The following is a 17,882-nucleotide window of genomic DNA, read 5'->3' on the forward strand; positions in this document are numbered from 1 at the left end:
CCGAACCAACGTACGCAGACATCCTGGCAGGCCGGACCGACAATCGCGTCTTCAGGGAAGGGACCTCAGGCGGGGTCGACGGGGCGGCGGCCGAGCATGTCGATGCGGTTGAGCACCGGGTTGCCGGCGATGACCTTGGTGAAGCTGACCTTCTCCGCGGCGGCCGTCAGGGCGACGACGGTGCCGAGCAGGACGTACCGGCCGGGCTTGCCGAGCTTGGTGACGGCGGCGAGGCCGAGCAGCGCGCCGAGGGCGTTGGCGCCGGCGTCGCCGAGCATGGCGCGCTCGCCGAGGTCGTCGGGCAGCAGCGCGGCGGCGGCGCCCAGCGGCACGGCGGCCAGCGCACCGGCGGCGGGCTGGTCGCGGAAGAGCGCGGCGGCCAGCAGCGGGCCGCCGGTCAGCAGGCCGACCTTGATGGCGCGGCCGGGACGCAGGTCGAAGAGGTTGGCGAGGTTGGCGGAGCCGGCGATGGCCGCGCCGTTGACCAGCGTGTCGACCGGGCCGCGGGAGACGAGCGCGGCGGCGCCCAGCCCGGTCGCGCCGATGCCGAGGATCTTGACCGCGCCACTGGTGACCTCACCGCGGGCCAGCGCGCTCAGGTGACCCTTGAAGCCCTTGGACGCGGTGGTGCCGTAGAGGTCGTCGTACGCGCCGAGCACGCCGCTGCCGGTGCCCGCGAGCAGCGCGGCGGCGCGCTGGCGCGGGGTGAGGCCGGGCGTGAGCGCGGCGGCGGCGCCGGCACCGGCCACGAACGCGGGGCCTTCGAGCAGCGTGATGGGCTCGCCGCGGTGGTTCTTCCTGGTCCAGCGGCCGGTCAGGTCGGCGGGCCGGTTACGGGTGAAGGCGGTGTAGGCGACGCGCGCGGCCACGGCGCCGATGGCGGCGCCGGCCAGCGCACCTAGCAGGCCACGAGCCCGGCTGGGCATGTCAGCTCCCTGATTCGGTGGTGGGGGATGGGGTGGGGGCCGCCGCCTCGGCTGGGATGGGGCCAGAGGCCCCCTTGCCGTTGCCGTACTGGCCGGCCCGCCCGGACAGCTGTTCCTGCAGAGAGTAGACGATCGCGACCCGCCCGAGCGGCATGTCGGCCGTGTCGACGCCGCTCACCCGCTTGGAGATCTCGCTCTCGTCCCGCAGGGCCGTGATGACGTCGCCCGGCGTGACCGTGGCGGCGACGGTGCCGGCCAGCACCGCGCCCTTGCCCGCGCCGTCGAAGCCGTTGGCGACGGAGACCAGCGCGCCCGCCTGCGTCTCGGCGCTCTCCCCCTCGTACGGCCGCTCGGGCGCGAACATGACGGCGAGCGTGGCCCGCTTGCCCGGGTCGCCGTCGACGGTGAGCAGCCCGCCCGCCTCGAACGCGCCGACGACGTCGGCGGTGGCGGTGTTGGCCGTGCCGGCCTGGGCGGGGTCGTTGGTGACCAGCGCGGCGGCCAGCAGCGCGGCGGCTCTGTCCCAGGCGGTGGCGGTGGCGGGGAAGACCATGTTGACCGGCTTGAGCTGGTTGACCAGGCCGTCGAGCACGCCGGTGCCCTTGGGGTCGAGGAACTTCTCGGTGAACGTGATGCGGCCGGAGATCTCCGCCCCGGCCTGGCCGAGCACCTGCTGGGCGGCCTCGCGCCAGGCGGTGCTGGAGCCCGGCGTCTCGATCAGCAGCACGCGCTGGCCGGTCAGGTCGCCGGCGACCAGCTCGGGCGTCACGGCGGTGATGAAGGCGTCGTTGCCGGCCTCGCGGCCCTGGAGCGTGTCGATCTGGGCGCGCAGCTCCTCCTTCGTCTTGGTGAGCTGCGCGGTGAGCTCCTGGGCGGACTTGACCGCGGGCTCCTGCAGCAGCGTCGTGCCCAGCACGATGCCCACCGCGAGCGCCAGGAAGATCGCGACGATGGAGACGAGGTGATAGCGGAAATCGATCACGAGAAGAGTCCGACCAGCCAGAAGATGAACGCGTTCCAGACGTCTTGCAGGCCGTTCAGCCAGGTCTGGCCGAGTGGCGACATGAAGAGCGCGACCCCCATGGTGATCAACGCGGTGATCACCAGCAGGAGCAGTTGTGATGTGGTGATGCGGCTGCGGTAGAGCCGGCTGACGCCCTTGGCGTCGATGAGCTTGCTACCGATGATAAGGCGGGTGAGGAACGTGCTGGCCATGCCCGAGCGGCCCTTGTCGAGGAACTCCTCCAGCGTGCCGTGGGTGCCGACGGCGACGATCAGCTCGGCGCCCTTGTCGTCGGCCAGCAGCATGGCGATGTCCTCGCTGGTGCCGGTGGCGGGGAAGATCACCGCTTCCCTGCCGAGCTGGTGCACGCGCTCAAGGCCGGGGGCCCGGCCGTCGCGGTAGGCGTGCACGACCAGCTCCGCGCCGCAGGTCAGCGCCTTGGTCGAGACCGAGTCGAAGTCGCCGACGATCACGTCGGGCATGTAGCCCGCCTCCAGCAGCGCATCCGCGCCGCCGTCGACGCCGACGAGGACGGGACGGTATTCGCGGATGTACGGGCGGAGGGTGGCGATGTCCTCCTTGTAGTGGTAGCCGCGCACCACGATGAGGACGTGGCGGCCCTCCATGGACGTGCGGATCTCGGGCACCCCGACGCCGTCGATGAGCAGCTTGCCCTCGCCGCGCACGTACTCCATGGTGTTGACGGCGAACGCCTCGATCTGCACGGCCAGCCCGGCGCGGGCCTCGGCCATGGCCGCCTCGACGGTCTCGAGCGTCTGCTCGACGCCCTTGCCGATCACGTCGTCGTCCAGATAGACGACGCCGTCGCAGACGCGTACGACGTCGCCGTCCTTGACCCGCTCGAACAGCTCGGGGCTGGCGTTGTCGATGAACGGCACACCGGCCTCGAGCAGGATCTGCGGACCCAGGTTGGGATAGCGGCCGCTGATGCCGCTCGCGACGTTGACCACGGCGGAAGCACCGCACGCGACAAGCGCCTCCGCGCTGACCCGGTCGACGTCGACATGGTCGATGATCGCAATCTCGCCGGGCTGGAGGCGTTTCGTCAGCCTCTTGGTGCGCCGGTCGATCCTCGCCACTGCCGTTATACCGGGAAGGTCCCCGACCTTCCTGCCGCGGAGGCCCGGCCTCTTGCTTCCCGGAACCTTCATCAAGACCATCCTGCCAGAGGGAAACACCACGGAGGCCACGCATGACGCGGCGTGTCCGCTATGTCACCCAGCATCACCTGTCCGCCGCGGCCAGGCCGAGCAACTCCTCCGCGTGAGCTCTGCCCAGCTCCGAGTCTTCCATGCCCGCGAGCATGCGGGACAGCTCGCGTACGCGGCCCTCGTGGTCGAGGGTCACCACGCCGCTGCGCACGATGCTGCCGTCGCTCGACTTCTCCACCACCAGATGCTGGTCGGCGAACGCGGCGACCTGCGGCAGGTGCGTCACCACGATGACCTGCGCGGTGCGGGCCAGCCGGGCGAGCCTGCGGCCGATCTCGACCGCCGCCTTGCCGCCGACCCCCGCGTCGACCTCGTCGAAGACGAACGTCGGCACCGGGTCGGCGCCCGCGAACACCACTTCGATGGCCAGCATGACGCGGCTCAGCTCGCCGCCCGACGCTCCCTTGGTGAGCGGCAGCGGCGGCGCGGCCGGGTGCGCGGCCATGCGCAGCTCCACCTCGTCGCGGCCCTCGGGGCCGAACTCCGCGCTCTGCGTCACCTCGACCACGACCCTGGCGTGCGGCATGGCGAGCGCGGTCAGCTCTTCCGTGACCGCCTTGCCGAACCGCTCGGCGGCCGCCTTGCGCACCTCGGTGAGCCGGTCGGCCAGCTCGGTGAGCCGCTCGGTCAGCTCGTCGTACTCGCGGGTCAGCTCGTCGATGCGCTCGTCGTCGCCCTCCAGCTCGGCCAGGCGGGCGGCGGCCTGCTGCGCCCAGGCCAGCACCGCCGCGCTGTCCTCGCCGTACTTCCTGATCAAGCCGGACAGGACGGAACGCCGCTCCTGCACCGCCGCCAGCCGGGCCGGGTCCGCCTCGACCGACTCGGCGTAGGCCGCGAGGTCGGTGGCCACGTCGGAGATGAGGTATCCGGCCTCGGCCAGCCGGTCGGCCACCCCGGCGAGCCTGGGGTCGAAGTCGCGTACGGCCTCCACGGCCGCCCGCGCCTCACCCAGCAGCCCGATCACGTCGCGCGGGCCGCTCGCCGCCTCCATCGGGTCGCCGAGCAGCGCGGTGTGCGCGGTCGTCGCGGCGCTGCGCAGCGCGTCGGCGTGGGAGAGCCGCTCCTCCTCCTCGCGCAGCTCCTCGTCCTCGCCCGGCTTCGGATCGACCTTCTCGATCTCTTCCAGCCCGAAGCGCAGCAGGTCGGCCTCCTGCGCCCGCTCGCGCGCCTTGGTCGTCAGCTCCTCAAGCTGCGCGGCCACCTGCTTGTGCCGCTTGTACGTCTGCGCGTACTCGCGCATCGGCTTGACCAGCTCGTCGCCGGCGTAGCGGTCGAGCGCGGCGCGCTGCCTGGCCGGCTGCAGCAGCCGCTGCTGGTCCATCTGCCCGTGCACCGCCACCAGGTCGTCGGCCAGGTACGTCAGCGTGCCCACCGGCACCGTGCGGCCACCCAGCCAGGCCCTGGACCTGCCCTCGGCCGAGACCGTACGCGAAATGATCAGCTCGCCGTCCTCGACCTGGCCGCCGATGTCCTCCACCTGCTGCGCGACGCGCCCGCCCGGCTCGATGATCAACGTGCCTTCGACAGTCGCGCGGTCGGCTCCAGGCCGCACCCGCGCCGGGTCCGCCCGGCCGCCGAACAGCAGCCCGAGCCCGGTCACGACCATCGTCTTGCCCGCGCCGGTCTCGCCGGTGACCACGTTGAAGCCAGGCGAAAGCTCGAGCACGGCCTCGTCGATGACGCCGAGCCCCTGGATGCGGACCTCCTCGACCCTGGGTCGCACTGCCCACTCCCGTTCACTGCCGTGTCTGACGCCGCTGTCGCGGTCGATCGTGCTGACCACGCGATCCTACGCGCTCCGCACTCCATTCACTCAGGGTCGAGCCCTTCCGCGCCACCCCTGGACCGGCAGCTCGAACTTGGCGACCAGCCGATCGGTGAAGGGCGCGCCGGTGCTCTCCACCCCGTGCAGGCGGGCCAGCCGTACGGGCTCGGCGCCCCTGCGCACCTCGACGCGGGTGCCCGACGGCACCTCGAACTTGCGGCGTCCGTCACACCACATGACGCCGCCCGGGGTGTCGGGCAGGATCTCCACGGCCAGCGTGGAGCGCGGCGAGACGACCAGCGGCTTGGCGAACAGCGCGTGGGCGCTGATGGGCACCATGAGCAGCGCCTCGACCTCGGGCCAGACGACCGGCCCTCCGGCGGAGAACGCGTAGGCGGTCGAGCCCGTCGGGGTGGCGCAGATCACGCCGTCGCAGCCCCACCGCGACAGGGGACGGCCGTCGATCTCGGCGACCACCTCCAGCATGCGCTCCTGCTTTTCGACGGTGACCTCGTTGAGCGCCCAGGTGTCGGCGATCAGCCGGCCGTTCTGCCGGGCGATCACGTCGATCGTCATCCGCTCCTCGACGTCGTAGCGGCCGGCCACGACGGCGTCGACGGCGGAGGCCAGGTCGGCCACCTCGGCCTCGGCGAGGAACCCGACGTGGCCGAGGTTGACGCCGAGCAGCGGCGTGCCGGCCGGCTTGGCCAGCTCGGCGGCGCGCAGCAGCGACCCGTCGCCGCCCAGCACGATCATCACCTCGGCGTCCTTGGCGGCGCCCGGGTCGCCGTGCACCGCCTCGATGCCGTGGCAGCCCAGCTCGTCGGCCTCGGTGTCGAGCACCTTGACGGTGATGCCGGCATCGATCAGCCGCTCGATGACCAGGCGGGCGCTGTCGACGGCGGCCTCGCGCCCGGTGTGGACGGCGACCAGCACGGTGCGGTTCATTGCGGCCCTTCCGCGACGGCACGCCGGATCTCGGCGTCGAGGTCGGCGACCTCCGGCTCGCCCTCCCCCTTGCCGAGCCACAGCAGGTATTCGACGTTGCCCGACGGGCCGGGCAGCGGGCTGTAGGTCACGCCGCGCACGCTCAGCCCCAGCTCCTTCGCCTTGGCGGCGGCGCCGCGCACCGACTCGGCGCGCAGCTCGGGGTCGCGTACGACGCCGCCCGCACCGACGCGCTCCTTGCCCACCTCGAACTGCGGCTTCACCAGCAGCACGAAGTCGGCCACGGGGGCGGCGACCGCGGCGAGCGCGGGCAGCACCAGCCGCAGCGAGATGAACGACAGGTCGCCCACCACCAGCGTGGGCGGCTCGCCGACCATCTCGGGGGTGAGGTCGCGGACGTTCACCCGCTCCATGACCGTCACCCGCTCGTCGCTGCGCAGCGACCAGGCGAGCTGGCCGTAGCCGACGTCGACCGCCACCACGTGGGCGGCGCCGCGCCGCAGCAGCACGTCGGTGAACCCGCCGGTGGAGGCGCCCGCGTCCAGGCAGCGCCGCCCCTCCACCTTCAGCGAGGTGAACGTGTCGAGCGCGCCGAGCAGCTTGTGCGCTCCGCGCGAAACGTAGTCGGGGCCGTCGTCCGACTCCGCGACGACGATGGCGGCGGCGGTGTCGACCTGGGTGGCGGGCTTGCGCGCCCGCTGGCCTCCGACGCTCACCCGCCCTGCCTCGATCAGCTGGACGGCCTGCTCACGCGACCTGGCCATGCCGCGGCGGACCAGCTCGCTGTCGAGGCGGATCCTGCGGCTCACGGGCGTCCCACGGCGGGCGGCACGGGGACCGCGGGCCTGCCCGCGTCCTGCTCGTCAACGGCGGCGAGCGCGCTCTCCAGCCCGGAGAACGCCTCTTCGAAGACGGCGACGTGCTCGCTCACGGGCAGCTCGCCCAGCCTGGCCAGACCCGCCACGATGGCGTCGACGCGCGCGTCGCCGCTCTGCTCCGGCAGCTCACTCATGACTCGACCGTAACGCCTCCCGCGAGCGGCCGGGACCTTGGCAGGCGTGTCAGACGTTGAAGCCCATACGAGGGTGCTACTGATGTGGAACGCTACCGTCCGCAAAGGGATGAAAGGATACGCATCATGGCAAGCGTCGAGGAGTGCCGGGCGGCACTGGCCAAGCTCGTCACCCAGTTCGACGAGATCGACGAGGCCGACCGTGCCAAGCACGTGGTCGAGCGCACAGTCAGCTGCCGGGTGTCCGACCTCGACGTCACGTTCTACGGGCGGCTGCACTACGAGGGGCTCGATCCGTTCGTCGAGACGCCGCCGGGCGACGGCAGGCCCACGGACGTCAAGCTGACGATCGTCAGCGACGACCTGGTGGCGCTGGTCAACGGGGAGCTCGACCTGGCGCGGGCGCTGCTCGGCGGCCGGGTGAAGGTGGACGCGAGCTTCGGCGACCTGCTGCGGCTGCGCCGCCTGCTGTGAACGTCCCCCGCCAGCCGGCGAAAGCCCCGCCGAGCGCCGCGCGCACCCTTCACGCGGAAGACCCTTTTCACGCGCCGCGCGAACCTGCGGAAACGGCCCCCATCGTGGTCAGCTGAGGCGGTCGAGTGCGGGCTTCACGGCGTCCTCCTCCAGGCGCCCCTCCCCCGCGACCGCCCAGGCGACGTCGCAGGCGGCCCTCAGCCCGTCGATCCTGCTGCCCTCGCCCTCGAGCCGCAGCGCGCCGTCCTGCCACCGGGCCCGCCATCCCCCGCAGGCGCCGTCGCGCACCTCGGGGCAGGGCTGGAGCAGCGTCCGCAGGTCCTCGCCCACGTACGTGGGACGGTGGCGCGGCTCGGCCGTCAGCACGTCGGCCGGCGTCGTGACCCCGGTGAGCACGAGCAGGCTCTCGACCCCCGCGTTCGTGGCCCCCTCGATGTCGGTGTCGAGCCGGTCGCCCACGACCAGCGGGCGGCGCGCGTTCGTCCTGATCATCGACTCCCGGTGCAGCGGCGGCTCGGGCTTGCCCGCGTAGATCGGCTCGACGCCGGTGGCCGTGGCGATCACGCGCACCAGGGAGCCGTTGCCGGGCAGCTCGCCACGCGGGCTCGGCATCGTGCTGTCGCCGTTGGAGGCCACGAACAGCGCCCCCTGCCGCACCGCCAGCGCCCCTTCTGCGAGCAGTCCGTACGACAGCTCGTACGCGAACCCCTGCACCACCGCCACAGGCGACTCGGCGGCCGTCGAGACGGGCCTGAGCCCGCGATCACGTACCGCGAGCCGCAACCCGGAACCGCCGACCACCAGCACCTTCGACCCCGGCGGCACCCGCTCGGCGACCACGCGGGCGGCGGCCTGGGCGGAGGTGACGACGTCGTCGGCGGTGGCGGGCGCGCCCAGCCCGCGCAGGTGGGCGGCGATCGCGGCGGGGGTGCGGGAGGCGTTGTTGGTGACGTACGCGAGCCGGGCCCCGCGCCGCCTGGCCTCCTCCAGCGACTCGGGGGCGCCGGGGATCGCCTGCCTGCCCAGGTAGACCACGCCGTCGAGGTCGAGCAGCAGGGTGTCGAAAGCGTCGATCAGCACAGTGCCTCTTCCCGTTCGCCTGTCACGCCGCGTGCGACTCTAGCGCCGCCCTCGTACCCGCTCGCGGGGAGGCCGACCACCCTCGGAAGACCGACCGCCCTCGGAGCCACTCGCGGGGGACAGAACGCTCGCGGCGAGACGCCGACGGCGGACGAACGGATCACATCTCTTCGCGCGCCTTCAACGTCGCGCGCACACTCCGCAACGCCGACACGTAATTACGATCGTCGGGACGCATGGCCACCGCGATGGCCAGCGGTTCCTGAGCTCCTTCCACATCCCCGGTACGCCACAATGACAATCCCAGTCCGAAATACGCGTAGTCCTCGGTCGGGTTGGCGTCCACGATCTGCCGGAAACTCTCGGCGGCCTCGGCATAGTGGCGGGAGTTGAACTGGGCCCGTGCCAGCGCCTCCAGAATGCTGCGCGAGTCCGGCTGCGCGGCGGCGGCCCGTTCCAGCAGTGCCGCGGCGGCGGCCGGGCTGCCGTCGTTCAGCAGCTTGACCCCGCGCTGGTACCAGTCGTAAACACCACCTCTGGGAGCTCCCGAATTCTGGTCATGGACGTTTCCCTCGTGAGCCATGGGTGAGAACTCCTTCATCGCTGTACGGGTGACCCCGCCACGCCTGCCGCGGTGCGGGCACGACTGCAACCATGGGCCGGTTTTCGGAAGGAACGGGCATTTATGGCAGCATGCCCGGTATGGGGACTCCTGAACTGCCGATACCAGATGGACTGGTGCTACGGCCCTTCCGCGGCGTGCGTTTCGCTGTCGAAGATCCCGCCAAGGTGACCTCCCCGCCGTACGACCTCATCTCCGACGCCGACGTCGAGGTCCTCCTTGACGCTCACCCGAACAACGTCGTCCGTCTCATCCTTCCCTGTACGCCTTCGGGTGATTCCTCTGGCACCACGAGCCTCGCCGCGGAACAGCCGTCACCCGGCCGGTACGCCGAGGCCAGGGAGACGTTGCGGGCCTGGCTCGACTCCGGCGTCCTGGTCCCCGACGAGGTGCCCGCCCTTTACGTCTACGAGCAGAGCGGCCCCGGCGTCCTGCAGCGCGGCCTCATCGGCGACGTCGCGCTCGCCGACCCCGGCCGGCGGGTCATCCTGCCGCACGAGGACGTCATGCCCGGCCCGATCGCCGACCGCCTGGCCCTCATGAGCACCACCCAGGCAAACCTGGAGCCGATCTTCCTCCTGTACGACGGCGACGGCGGCGCCGCCACCCGGCTCGTCGACGAGGTGGCCACCACCCGTGACCCCCTGGTCACGGCGCACACCGAGGACGGCCTCACCCACCGCCTCTGGGCCATCACCGACGAGTCCGAGATCGCCGCCGTCAACGCCGACCTCCACCCTCGCCAGGCCCTCATCGCGGACGGCCACCACCGGTACGCGACCTACCGCGTCCTGCAGCGGCAGGAACGCGCCACCCGCGCCGCGCCCGCCTCCGGCCCCTGGGACTTCGGCCTGGCCCTGCTCGTGGACTCGGCCGCGTACCCGCCCGACCTCAAGGCCATCCACCGCGTCATCCCCGGCCTGCCGCTCTCCGAAGCCGTCGCCAAGGCCAAGGGCGCCTGGCGGGTCCAGGACTACGCCGACCTCGCCGCCGGCCTCGCCGCGCTCCAGGACGCCCCCGAGCCCGCGTTCCTGCTGGCCGACGGGCACACCGCCCACCTGCTCACCGGCCCCGACCCCGTACAGCTGGCCCGTGCCATGCCAGGCCGACCATTCCGACCGCTGGAACGCGCTCAACACCTCCATCCTCTCGGAGTTCATCCTCCCCGTGGTGTGGGGCATGCAGGACAGCGACCAGGCCGTACGCATCGTCCACCACGACGCGCAGGCCGCCGCCGGCCTGGCCGCCCGCATCGGCGGCACCGCCGTCCTGCTGAAGCCGCTCGCCGTCGAAGACGTCCTGGCCGTCGCCGCGGCCGGCGAACGCGTCCCCCGCAAGTCCACCTCCTTCGGCCCCAAACCCCGCACCGGCCTCGTCCTCCGCACCTTCGCCATCGACTGACCGCGGGCAGGTCCGCCACCGGCAGCAGGCGGGATGCCCGAACCCCCGCACGGACAGGGCGGCTTGCGCAACGTCCCCAGAATCGTTCAGGACCGCCTCACCCGCCACCCGAATGGTTGCTGAGCCTTCTGGCCCGAAGAGCCACCGCAGAATGCCTGACAGCCACAGAGCCGCGCTCCGGCCCCCGCCGGATCGGAGCCGGGCCAGACCCTGAAGACCGAACCCGCGCGTGCGATGACCAGGAACACAAGCACACGCTCACTGCGCAACCCGAGCCACAAGCACGCCGCGGTGGACAGCCGGCAGCACACCACAGTGGAGAACCGACAGCACACCACAGTGGAGAGCCAGGAGCATGCCGCGGTGGACCCGACGGACCTCAGGAACGGATCCGGAACACATCGGAGGGCAGACCATCACGAGCACGGGTGAGCTGAGTTACGGACCGTCCACGTGCATACACCGGATCGAATCTCGGCCGCCGGGAGAAATTCTTCTACCGGCAAGTGAGATCAGGCCATGATTCATCCCGCCTTTTCCACCCGGCCCGGACTGCCCGGCCGGGAGAAGAAATCACACCACGGCTTTGAACCGTGCGCACGCTCACGTCCAAGTCCTGTCACCATAGGCCGCAGTTCATTTGGCTCGGCATAAGGCCTGGCCACAGCACTATTGCTACTGAGGTAGGTCGGATGGACCTCGAAGAAGAGATCACCAACCTCAAGCAGCGCCTCCAGGCGCTCGAGTCCGGCTCGTCCTCCGATGAGGACGAGCCGGCGACACCGGTCGCCGCCGGCGCTCCCGTCGTCGCTCAGTACCCCGAGGGGCTGGCCGACGACCTGGAGGCCCTCAACGTGGAGATCACAGGGCTCCGCTGGCAGGCACGGGAGTACTTCACCTCCGGCCAGGCCCAGCTGCAACAGCAGCTCGACGATCTCCGCATCGGCGTGTACCTGCTGGACTGCAAACTCGACGAGCTGCTCAAGCGAAGCATGACCTGGGGAGGAGACGAGGGGCCGCTGTAAGGGGGTCAGGGCCTCATGGGAGCCATAAGGTCCTGACCTTCGCCCGCCAAAGGTTGGGTTCCAGCCCGGCATCGGCGCCCAGAACGAGCATCCGGAGCCCTCCGGCCGACCCTGCTTTCCGAGCCTTGACGGCCGGTGCGACGGCAGAGCCCCGGACGGGACAAACAACAGGACAAAGCGATAAGGCACGGCAGAAGGGGCTTCGCCGCTCGTTCCTACCGGCAGGCCCCTTCTTCCTTCTCCGGCTACGCACTCCTGTCGTCCTCTGCCATCGCCACGAGACGAACAGACGGAAAGTGGTGCCTACTCCCGGCTGTGGGCAGGAAGACACGCGGGCCCACATCACCGCCCGCCCTACCGGTATCGCCTCGATCGGCGAGCCATGGCGCCTGCAAGCGCAGGTAAGGGAAAGGCATGAGGAGTGTGGTCCCCGTGGCCGGTCTTCGCACTCATGGCCCTCGCACTTGGCTTGCGGCGCGGCGTCACCTCGCCAACACCCTGGCGACCGCCGACGGCCGGCACCCGGACTGCCCGGCCCCAGCCGTCGGTCCCTCCAGTCTCGGAATCTGCGTGCCGCCCACGGCGAGCACGAACGGCCCGCGCCGTGACCGTCCACCAGCCCCGCCAAGCCGCCCTCACCCCGTAGGCGCCAAGTACTGCACCTGTCTCGGCACCAAAGCCGCCACCTGCCCCGCCGAGCCCACATCATCCGGGGCCCCGACATCCGGGGCCACAAGTGACACCTCGTACGGCTTGACGCTGCTCACCTCCACCTCGTACCGCCAGATCTTGGCCGCCGCCGGCCCGAAGACGCGGCAGCGGAACGCCCCCGTCACCTCCATGTACTCGCGAGGCTTGAGAGCGCGCACCACGGCGGCCGTCTCCGGGTCGAACGTGACGCAAGGAATGCTGTCGGTCAGGGCGGCACCCCGGCGGTGGCGACGGCGGCGGACGATGATGCGCCATTTCGTCGCGGTGTCGCCGCTCGGCAAGGGGTGCTCCTCGGCGGGCGCGGACAGTCTCCCCACCAGCAAGACTTCGTTTCGGTCCACGGTCGTCCTCCCATCGGTGCTCTGGTGGAGATCACTCTCTACGATGAGGAGGACGCCGGATCGGCTCGAATGCCGTTCTGGGGACAGCGGCGGACGATCGGGAGTGCCTGTGGACAACATCAAAGCACTGGGCGGCGACGTCTATGAGATCGACACCAAGATGGCCGGATACTCCGGCATCACGGCCGGCTACCTGATCCTCAGCGACCGCCCATGCCTGGTGGAGACAGGGACATCGACCTCCGCCCCCGTGGTGCGCGACGCGATCGCCTCGCTCGGCGTGGGCCCCGACGAGCTCGCCACGGTCGTGGTGACCCACATTCACCTCGACCACGCCGGCGGAGTGGGGGACATCGCCAGGTTCTTCCCGTCCGCGCAGATCGTCGTACACGAGAAAGGCGCGCGCCACCTCGCCGATCCGTCACGCCTGATGGCCAGCGCCCGCATGGTGTGGGGCGACAAGCTCGACACGCTCTTCGGCGAGCTCTCCCCGACCGAGGCCGAACGCATCGTCGCCCTCGGCGACACCGGCGCCATCGACCTCGGCAACGGCCGCACGCTGAGCAGCCACTACTCCCCCGGCCACGCCAAGCACCACGTGGGCCTGGTCGACTCCGCCACCGGCGACCTGTACGTCGGCGACGCCGCCGGCGTCTACCTGCCCGAAACGGGCGATCTGCGCCCCGCCACCCCGCCGCCGGACTTCGACCTGCAGACCGCGCTCAACTCGATCGCGCTGTTCGGGGCCCTCGACCCGCAACGACTGCTCTTCAGCCACTACGGCCCGGTCGACGCGGTCAAGGAGACGCTTGAACGGTCCGCCGAAGAGCTCCGGGTATGGGTGGATCTGACCCGGCAGGCCCACGCCGAGGGCATGGACCTCGATCACGCCGTCGCCATGGTCAGGGACCGTACGAAGGCGCGCTACACCGAGCCGGCGCCCGACGACGAGCGAGCCGAGCAGTTGGAGCTGCTCAGCGGCGCCCAGTCCAACGTCGCGGGCATCCTGCACTGGCTCGACCGCGTCTCCCCCCGATGACGCAGCGCGCGCCCCGGTGACCCGCGTACCGGCATCCGGCTGCGGAACGAGGAAACGAACAAGCGGCGGGCACGCGCATTCCGCGTGCCCGCCGCGTCAGGTCAAACGGCCGCGCCGTCAGCCGTCCGACTTGCCAGGCTTCTTGTCGTCGCCGGGCTCGTCCGGCCCATTCTGTACGTCCTCGAACTGCGGTTCGATGAATGCCGGCGTGATGCCGGGAGCCTCCTCGGCCTGAGCCCGGGCATCAGTACTGGACTCGACCTCAGCCTTCTCGGACTCCGCCTTCTCCGAGGATCCGTCGGCGGGCTCCTCGGCCGGCTCGACCGCTTCGGGAGCTTCGTCCCCGGCATCCCCCGGTACGTCGTCCCGATCGCTCAGCAGGTCACCCGCCTCGGCGAGCGCCTCCTCGTCGTCCGGCTCATCATCCGCCTCGGGCGCGACACCGGCGTCGTCGAAGTCGTCCTCGTAGTCGAGGTCCTCCTCGACGTCCTCGATGACGGCTCCGGTCAGCTCGGCGTACCGCTCGGCCGCGTCCGTCTCGCCGTCCTCGTCGAACGCCATCGCGCGGCCGAACCAGTCGGTCGCCGCCTCGTGGTGCCCGGCTTCGGCCAGCGCGTCCGCGTACGCGAAGGCGAGCCGCGCCGACCACGGCCGCGGCTTCGGGTCGCGCAGCTCCGGCAGGCGCTGCAACGTGATCACAGCCGCGTCGTGCTGGCCGAGGTCGCGGCGGGCGCCGGACTCGACGATGGTCAGCTCGATGCGTCCGGCCCGGTCGAGACGCTCTGCCTCAGGCGAACGGATGAGGTCGATGGCCCGCTCGGGACGGCCGAGACCGCGCTCGCAGTCGGCCATGATCGGCAGGTACGCCTCCGAGCCCGTCATCCTCCTGGCCGCGCGCAGGTCGCTCAGCGCCTCGGAGTAGTGCCCGGCGCGGTAGGCGACGATGCCGGCGGCCTCGCGTACGACGCCGATGCGCGCCGCGAACCTGCGCGCCACCTTGGTGTGCTCGTGCGCCCGGTCGGGGTCGTCCTCCTCCAGCGCCCGCTCGGCCGCGACGAGGTGCCGTCCGACGAGGTCGGCGAGGTCGCCGGGGAGCGAACGCAGCTCCTCCAGCACCTCCTTGTCGAGCTCGTCGATGGTGATGTCGGGCGCCACCTCGGGCAGCTTCTCCCGCTGCGGCGCCTCGGCGGCGGCGTCGCGGTCGCTCCTGCCGTAGCGGGCGCGGGTGCCTGCGGGCCTGTCGTCGCGGCGGCCGTCACGGGAGAACGGACGGGACTCGCCGCGCCCCCTGTCACGCGGGCCGCCCTCGCGAGCCGGCCTTCTGTCGTCCCGATCACGGTAGGGACGGCGCTCGTCCCAGTCACGGCGGGGACCGCGCTCGTCCCGGTAACCGCCGTCACGACGCGAGGAGTAGCCGCCCTCACGACGAGGACCGCGATCGTCGCGGAACCCGCCCTCACGACGCGAGCCACGGTCGTCCCGGAACCCGCCGTCACGGCGCGAACCGCGATCGTCGCGGAACCCACCTTCACGGCGCGGACCCCGGTCATCCCGGAACCCACCATCGCGACGCGGACGATCATCCCGCGACCCATACTCCCGCCGCGACCCCCGATCATCCCGATCGCGATAGCCGCCCTCGCGACGCGACGAGTAACCACCCTCACGACGAGGACCGCGATCGTCGCGGAACCCGCCCTCACGGCGCGGACCCCGGTCATCCCGGAACCCACCATCGCGACGCGGACGATCATCCCGCGACCCATACTCCCGCCGCGACCCCCGATCATCCCGATCGCGGTAACCGCCGTCGCGACGCGACGAGTAACCACCCTCGCGCCGGTCACCGTAGCCGCTGTCGCGACGCGGCCCGCGATCGTCGCGATCCCGGTAGGGACGGCGGTCGTCCCACTCGCGCCGAGGACCCCGATCGCCCCGATCGCCGCGGTATCCGCCCTCGCGGCGGTCACCGTAGCCGCCGTCACGGCGCTGGCCGCGATCGTCGCGATCCCTATAGGAACGACGGTCGTCTCGATAGTCGTCGCGCCGCGGCCCTCTATCTCCCCGGTTGCCGTAGCGCGACCTGTCGTCTGAACGGAACGGACGGTCGCCGCCAGAATCACGCCCGCGGGATCCGTACCCGCCGCTTCTGCCCCCTCCGCCGGAGCGCCTGTCCCCGTAGTCGCCGCGCCCGCGCTGTCCGCCGTCCGATCCGTTATCTCTGTTCACTTCTGGTCCATTTCGTTGACTCACCCAGCGGACTCACAACGACGGTCCACCAGGCTGGTCGCCGCCCGCCTGCGGGCCTTACGCGACGAAGGCCACCCCTGGGGTGGCCCGGTGTGCTCCCAGCCTAGCAAGCCGTGGAACGTCCACGAGCCCGCCGCAAACCGATATTGAGTGGACCCCGGACGCCCAGGCCGAGAGACTGCCTGCCATGTCTCTTCGCTTCCACGAAATCGCCGAGTCACGTCACCGCATTCTGAACCCCCTGACGGACGACAAGCTCAACCTCCTGGGCGAGATCTGCGGTTTCACGCCGGGCACGCGCATCCTCGACCTGGCCTGCGGAAAGGGCGAACTCCTTTCCCGCTGGGCGCACGAATACGCCATCGAGGGCGTGGGCGTCGACGTCAGCGAAGTGTTTCTGGACGCCGCCAGGAAACGCGCGGAAGAGCTGGCCGTCGCGCATCGCGTCGAGTTCGTGGAGGCCGACGCGAGCACGTACACCGACGCTCCTGAGTCGTACGACGTCGTGTCCTGCATCGGCGCCACCTGGATCGGCGGCGGCCTGAAGGGCACGCTGTCGCTGATGCGCCGCTGGCTGCGCCCCGGCGGCCTGGTACTGGTCGGCGAGTGCTACTGGCAGTCGCCTCCGCCGCCCGAGGCCCTCGCCGCTCTCCAGATCGGAGAGGACGACTTCACCTCATTGATCGGCACGGCCGACCGCGCGGAGGAAGCCGGCTTCGAACTCGTGGAAATGGTGCTGGCCGACCCCGACAGCTGGGACCGCTACATGGCCCCCCAATGGTGGGCGATCAGCGACTGGCTCCGCGCCAACCCCGACCACCCGGACGTCCCCGCCCTGCGCGACTTCCTCACCCGATCCCGCCGGTCGCACCTGGAGTACGGCCGCGACTACCTCGGCTGGGGCGTCTTCGTCCTCCGCCCCCTCCGAACCGTCACGGAAACCACGGCCTGAGCGGTAAGCCCCGGCCAACAGCCTCGTTGCACGCCGACACCACACCTTCCGCCCGCATGACGAGGGCTATCAGAGACACTTCCGAGGCGGCGAACAGCGACGCGCCGAGCTTTCCAACCGACCGGTGCGGAGCTGTAGAGGAGCAATTCCGGGTGTGGTGCCAACCCACGGAGGAGCAGCTACAGATATCCGCGCCGCAACCGGCTTGACGATGCGCTCGCGGCCTTTCACGCGCGGTGACAGAAGGCGCCTCTCGGATAGCAGCCGGTTTCTGTTGGCGAGCTCCCACTGTCCTCGGTAACGAGCCCGCCGTAGACCCGCGAAAACCGACACTCCACCGATCCGGCTACGGGGTAGGCCCGTGCGAGACAAGCCCCGGAGCAGCCTCATGCAGCTCCGAACGACCAGCGAAAGCGACCGCCACGGCCCTACGCCCGGCCGCGAAAACGGCTCCAAGGCCACGACCCGGTCGCCGAGCTCCTGCACGCAGAACAGACCACCCGCCCGGAACGAACGTCGGGAACACCCAACACACCCGGTGAGCAAAACCCCCGGCCCAGACCGCACAGAGCCCGAAGCACCAGCCGAGCCGACCACCAACAGCCCTAAAACCCCGAAAAGCGATTCCCTCGCCTAACCCCCGGCACCGACCTGCACCACCCCGAACAGGCCACCCTTTCCCAGCACACCCTGAGCAGCGCCGGCGAAAGCGGAACCTCCAGCCCAACCGCACACGCACAAGACACTTCGCGTCACGCGGTAAGACCTCCGAGCAGGCCGGCAGCAGCGGAAGTCCCGACCGAGCAGGGCCGGCAACAGCGGGCTTCCCGACCCCGCCCACACAAACAAACAGCACCCTAGACGCGTGAAAAAGCCCCGAAAGCAGAGCCGGCAACCAGCAGCAGATGAGGCCGGACCGCGGCAGCGCTGGGCGAACACGTCACTGAGAAACCACCCAGCCACACGCGCACGCAACCGCCCACGAGGGCGGGGCGGAGGCATGAAGGCCAGCACACACAAAAAAGCCCGGGCATGCGAAAAGCCCGGGCATACAAAAGAGGGGCCCCAACACCCAAAACAAGTGTCAGAACCCCTCAATTG

17 protein-coding genes and 1 pseudogene are annotated in these 17,882 nt (G+C 71.0%); 7 read left to right on the forward strand and 11 right to left on the reverse strand.

Features of this window, described 5'->3' with window-relative positions:
• Positions 1 to 65: 65 nt before the first annotated feature.
• From ACFMQL_RS41740 to ACFMQL_RS41770, 7 genes are all read right to left on the reverse strand, one after another.
• Positions 66 to 926 carry a hypothetical protein gene (locus tag ACFMQL_RS41740; protein ID WP_364065870.1) on the reverse strand — a complete coding sequence of 287 codons (861 nt, stop codon included), beginning with the start codon at positions 924 to 926 and terminating at the stop codon, positions 66 to 68.
• A gap of 1 nt (position 927) precedes the next feature.
• Positions 928 to 1,908 carry a copper transporter gene (locus tag ACFMQL_RS41745; RefSeq protein ID WP_364065873.1) on the reverse strand — a complete coding sequence of 327 codons (981 nt, stop codon included), beginning with the start codon at positions 1,906 to 1,908 and terminating at the stop codon, positions 928 to 930.
• Positions 1,905 to 3,101 carry a putative cytokinetic ring protein SteA gene (gene steA / locus ACFMQL_RS41750; protein WP_364065876.1) on the reverse strand — a complete coding sequence of 399 codons (1,197 nt, stop codon included), beginning with the start codon at positions 3,099 to 3,101 and terminating at the stop codon, positions 1,905 to 1,907. The genes ACFMQL_RS41745 and steA overlap by 4 nt, the downstream gene beginning before the upstream one ends.
• 73 nt (positions 3,102 to 3,174) lie before the next feature.
• Positions 3,175 to 4,884: a DNA repair protein RecN gene (gene recN, locus ACFMQL_RS41755; RefSeq protein ID WP_364065879.1), complete on the reverse strand. Its 1,710-nt coding sequence runs from the start codon at positions 4,882 to 4,884 to the stop codon at positions 3,175 to 3,177.
• 90 nt (positions 4,885 to 4,974) lie between these two features.
• Positions 4,975 to 5,874, reverse strand: coding sequence for an NAD kinase (locus tag ACFMQL_RS41760; RefSeq protein WP_364065882.1), 900 nt, complete (start codon positions 5,872 to 5,874; stop codon positions 4,975 to 4,977).
• Entirely contained in the window at positions 5,871 to 6,683 is an 813-nt protein-coding gene (locus ACFMQL_RS41765; RefSeq protein WP_378790118.1) for a TlyA family RNA methyltransferase, read from the reverse strand. The genes ACFMQL_RS41760 and ACFMQL_RS41765 overlap by 4 nt, the downstream gene beginning before the upstream one ends.
• Positions 6,680 to 6,886: a hypothetical protein gene (locus ACFMQL_RS41770; protein ID WP_364065888.1), complete on the reverse strand. Its 207-nt coding sequence runs from the start codon at positions 6,884 to 6,886 to the stop codon at positions 6,680 to 6,682. The genes ACFMQL_RS41765 and ACFMQL_RS41770 overlap by 4 nt, the downstream gene beginning before the upstream one ends.
• A gap of 126 nt (positions 6,887 to 7,012) precedes the next feature.
• On the opposite strand from ACFMQL_RS41770, the gene ACFMQL_RS41775 reads away from it, so the two are divergent.
• Positions 7,013 to 7,360, forward strand: coding sequence for an SCP2 sterol-binding domain-containing protein (locus ACFMQL_RS41775; protein ID WP_364065891.1), 348 nt, complete (start codon positions 7,013 to 7,015; stop codon positions 7,358 to 7,360).
• A gap of 108 nt (positions 7,361 to 7,468) precedes the next feature.
• Here the strand turns inward: ACFMQL_RS41775 and ACFMQL_RS41780 are convergent, their stop codons facing one another.
• Both ACFMQL_RS41780 and ACFMQL_RS41785 read right to left on the reverse strand, forming a co-directional pair.
• Positions 7,469 to 8,440 (reverse strand): HAD-IIA family hydrolase, encoded by a 972-nt coding sequence (locus ACFMQL_RS41780; RefSeq protein WP_364065894.1) that lies wholly within the window; start codon positions 8,438 to 8,440, stop codon positions 7,469 to 7,471.
• Positions 8,441 to 8,600: 160 nt separating this feature from the next.
• A complete protein-coding gene (locus ACFMQL_RS41785; RefSeq protein WP_364065897.1) occupies positions 8,601 to 9,023 on the reverse strand; it encodes a tetratricopeptide repeat protein in 423 nt (140 codons plus the stop codon).
• Positions 9,024 to 9,142: 119 nt separating this feature from the next.
• On the opposite strand from ACFMQL_RS41785, the pseudogene ACFMQL_RS41790 reads away from it, so the two are divergent.
• The 3 genes and pseudogenes from ACFMQL_RS41790 to ACFMQL_RS41800 all read left to right on the forward strand — a co-directional run.
• Positions 9,143 to 10,078, forward strand: a pseudogene (locus ACFMQL_RS41790) (DUF1015 domain-containing protein); the annotation flags it as partial.
• Positions 10,079 to 10,241: 163 nt separating this feature from the next.
• Positions 10,242 to 10,463, forward strand: a complete 222-nt coding sequence (locus ACFMQL_RS41795; protein WP_378790293.1) for a hypothetical protein — start codon at positions 10,242 to 10,244, stop codon at positions 10,461 to 10,463.
• A 692-nt stretch (positions 10,464 to 11,155) separates the two neighbouring features.
• The gene (locus tag ACFMQL_RS41800) at positions 11,156 to 11,488 is read left to right on the forward strand and encodes a hypothetical protein (RefSeq protein WP_364065903.1); all 333 of its coding nucleotides are present in this window, start codon (positions 11,156 to 11,158) and stop codon (positions 11,486 to 11,488) included.
• A gap of 635 nt (positions 11,489 to 12,123) precedes the next feature.
• Here ACFMQL_RS41800 and ACFMQL_RS41805 read toward each other — a convergent pair.
• Entirely contained in the window at positions 12,124 to 12,540 is a 417-nt protein-coding gene (locus ACFMQL_RS41805) for a single-stranded DNA-binding protein (protein WP_364065905.1), read from the reverse strand.
• Between the two features lie 109 nt (positions 12,541 to 12,649).
• Between ACFMQL_RS41805 and ACFMQL_RS41810 the strand changes: the two genes are divergently transcribed.
• Complete coding sequence (locus tag ACFMQL_RS41810; protein WP_364065908.1) at positions 12,650 to 13,579, forward strand: MBL fold metallo-hydrolase; 930 nt, start codon at positions 12,650 to 12,652, stop codon at positions 13,577 to 13,579.
• Between the two features lie 117 nt (positions 13,580 to 13,696).
• Here the strand turns inward: ACFMQL_RS41810 and ACFMQL_RS41815 are convergent, their stop codons facing one another.
• On the reverse strand, positions 13,697 to 14,734 hold the full coding sequence (locus ACFMQL_RS41815; RefSeq protein ID WP_364065911.1) for a hypothetical protein: 1,038 nt from the start codon (positions 14,732 to 14,734) through the stop codon (positions 13,697 to 13,699).
• On the opposite strand from ACFMQL_RS41815, the gene ACFMQL_RS41820 reads away from it, so the two are divergent.
• Positions 14,639 to 15,673 carry a hypothetical protein gene (locus ACFMQL_RS41820; protein WP_378790119.1) on the forward strand — a complete coding sequence of 345 codons (1,035 nt, stop codon included), beginning with the start codon at positions 14,639 to 14,641 and terminating at the stop codon, positions 15,671 to 15,673. The two genes, ACFMQL_RS41815 and ACFMQL_RS41820, sit on opposite strands and share 96 nt — an antisense overlap.
• A 343-nt stretch (positions 15,674 to 16,016) precedes the next feature.
• On the forward strand, positions 16,017 to 16,781 hold the full coding sequence (locus ACFMQL_RS41825) for a class I SAM-dependent methyltransferase (RefSeq protein WP_364065917.1): 765 nt from the start codon (positions 16,017 to 16,019) through the stop codon (positions 16,779 to 16,781).
• The last annotated feature ends 1,101 nt before the right edge of the window (positions 16,782 to 17,882 follow it).

Source organism: Nonomuraea fastidiosa (genome assembly GCF_042751225.1).
GTDB lineage: Bacteria > Actinomycetota > Actinomycetes > Streptosporangiales > Streptosporangiaceae > Nonomuraea > Nonomuraea fastidiosa.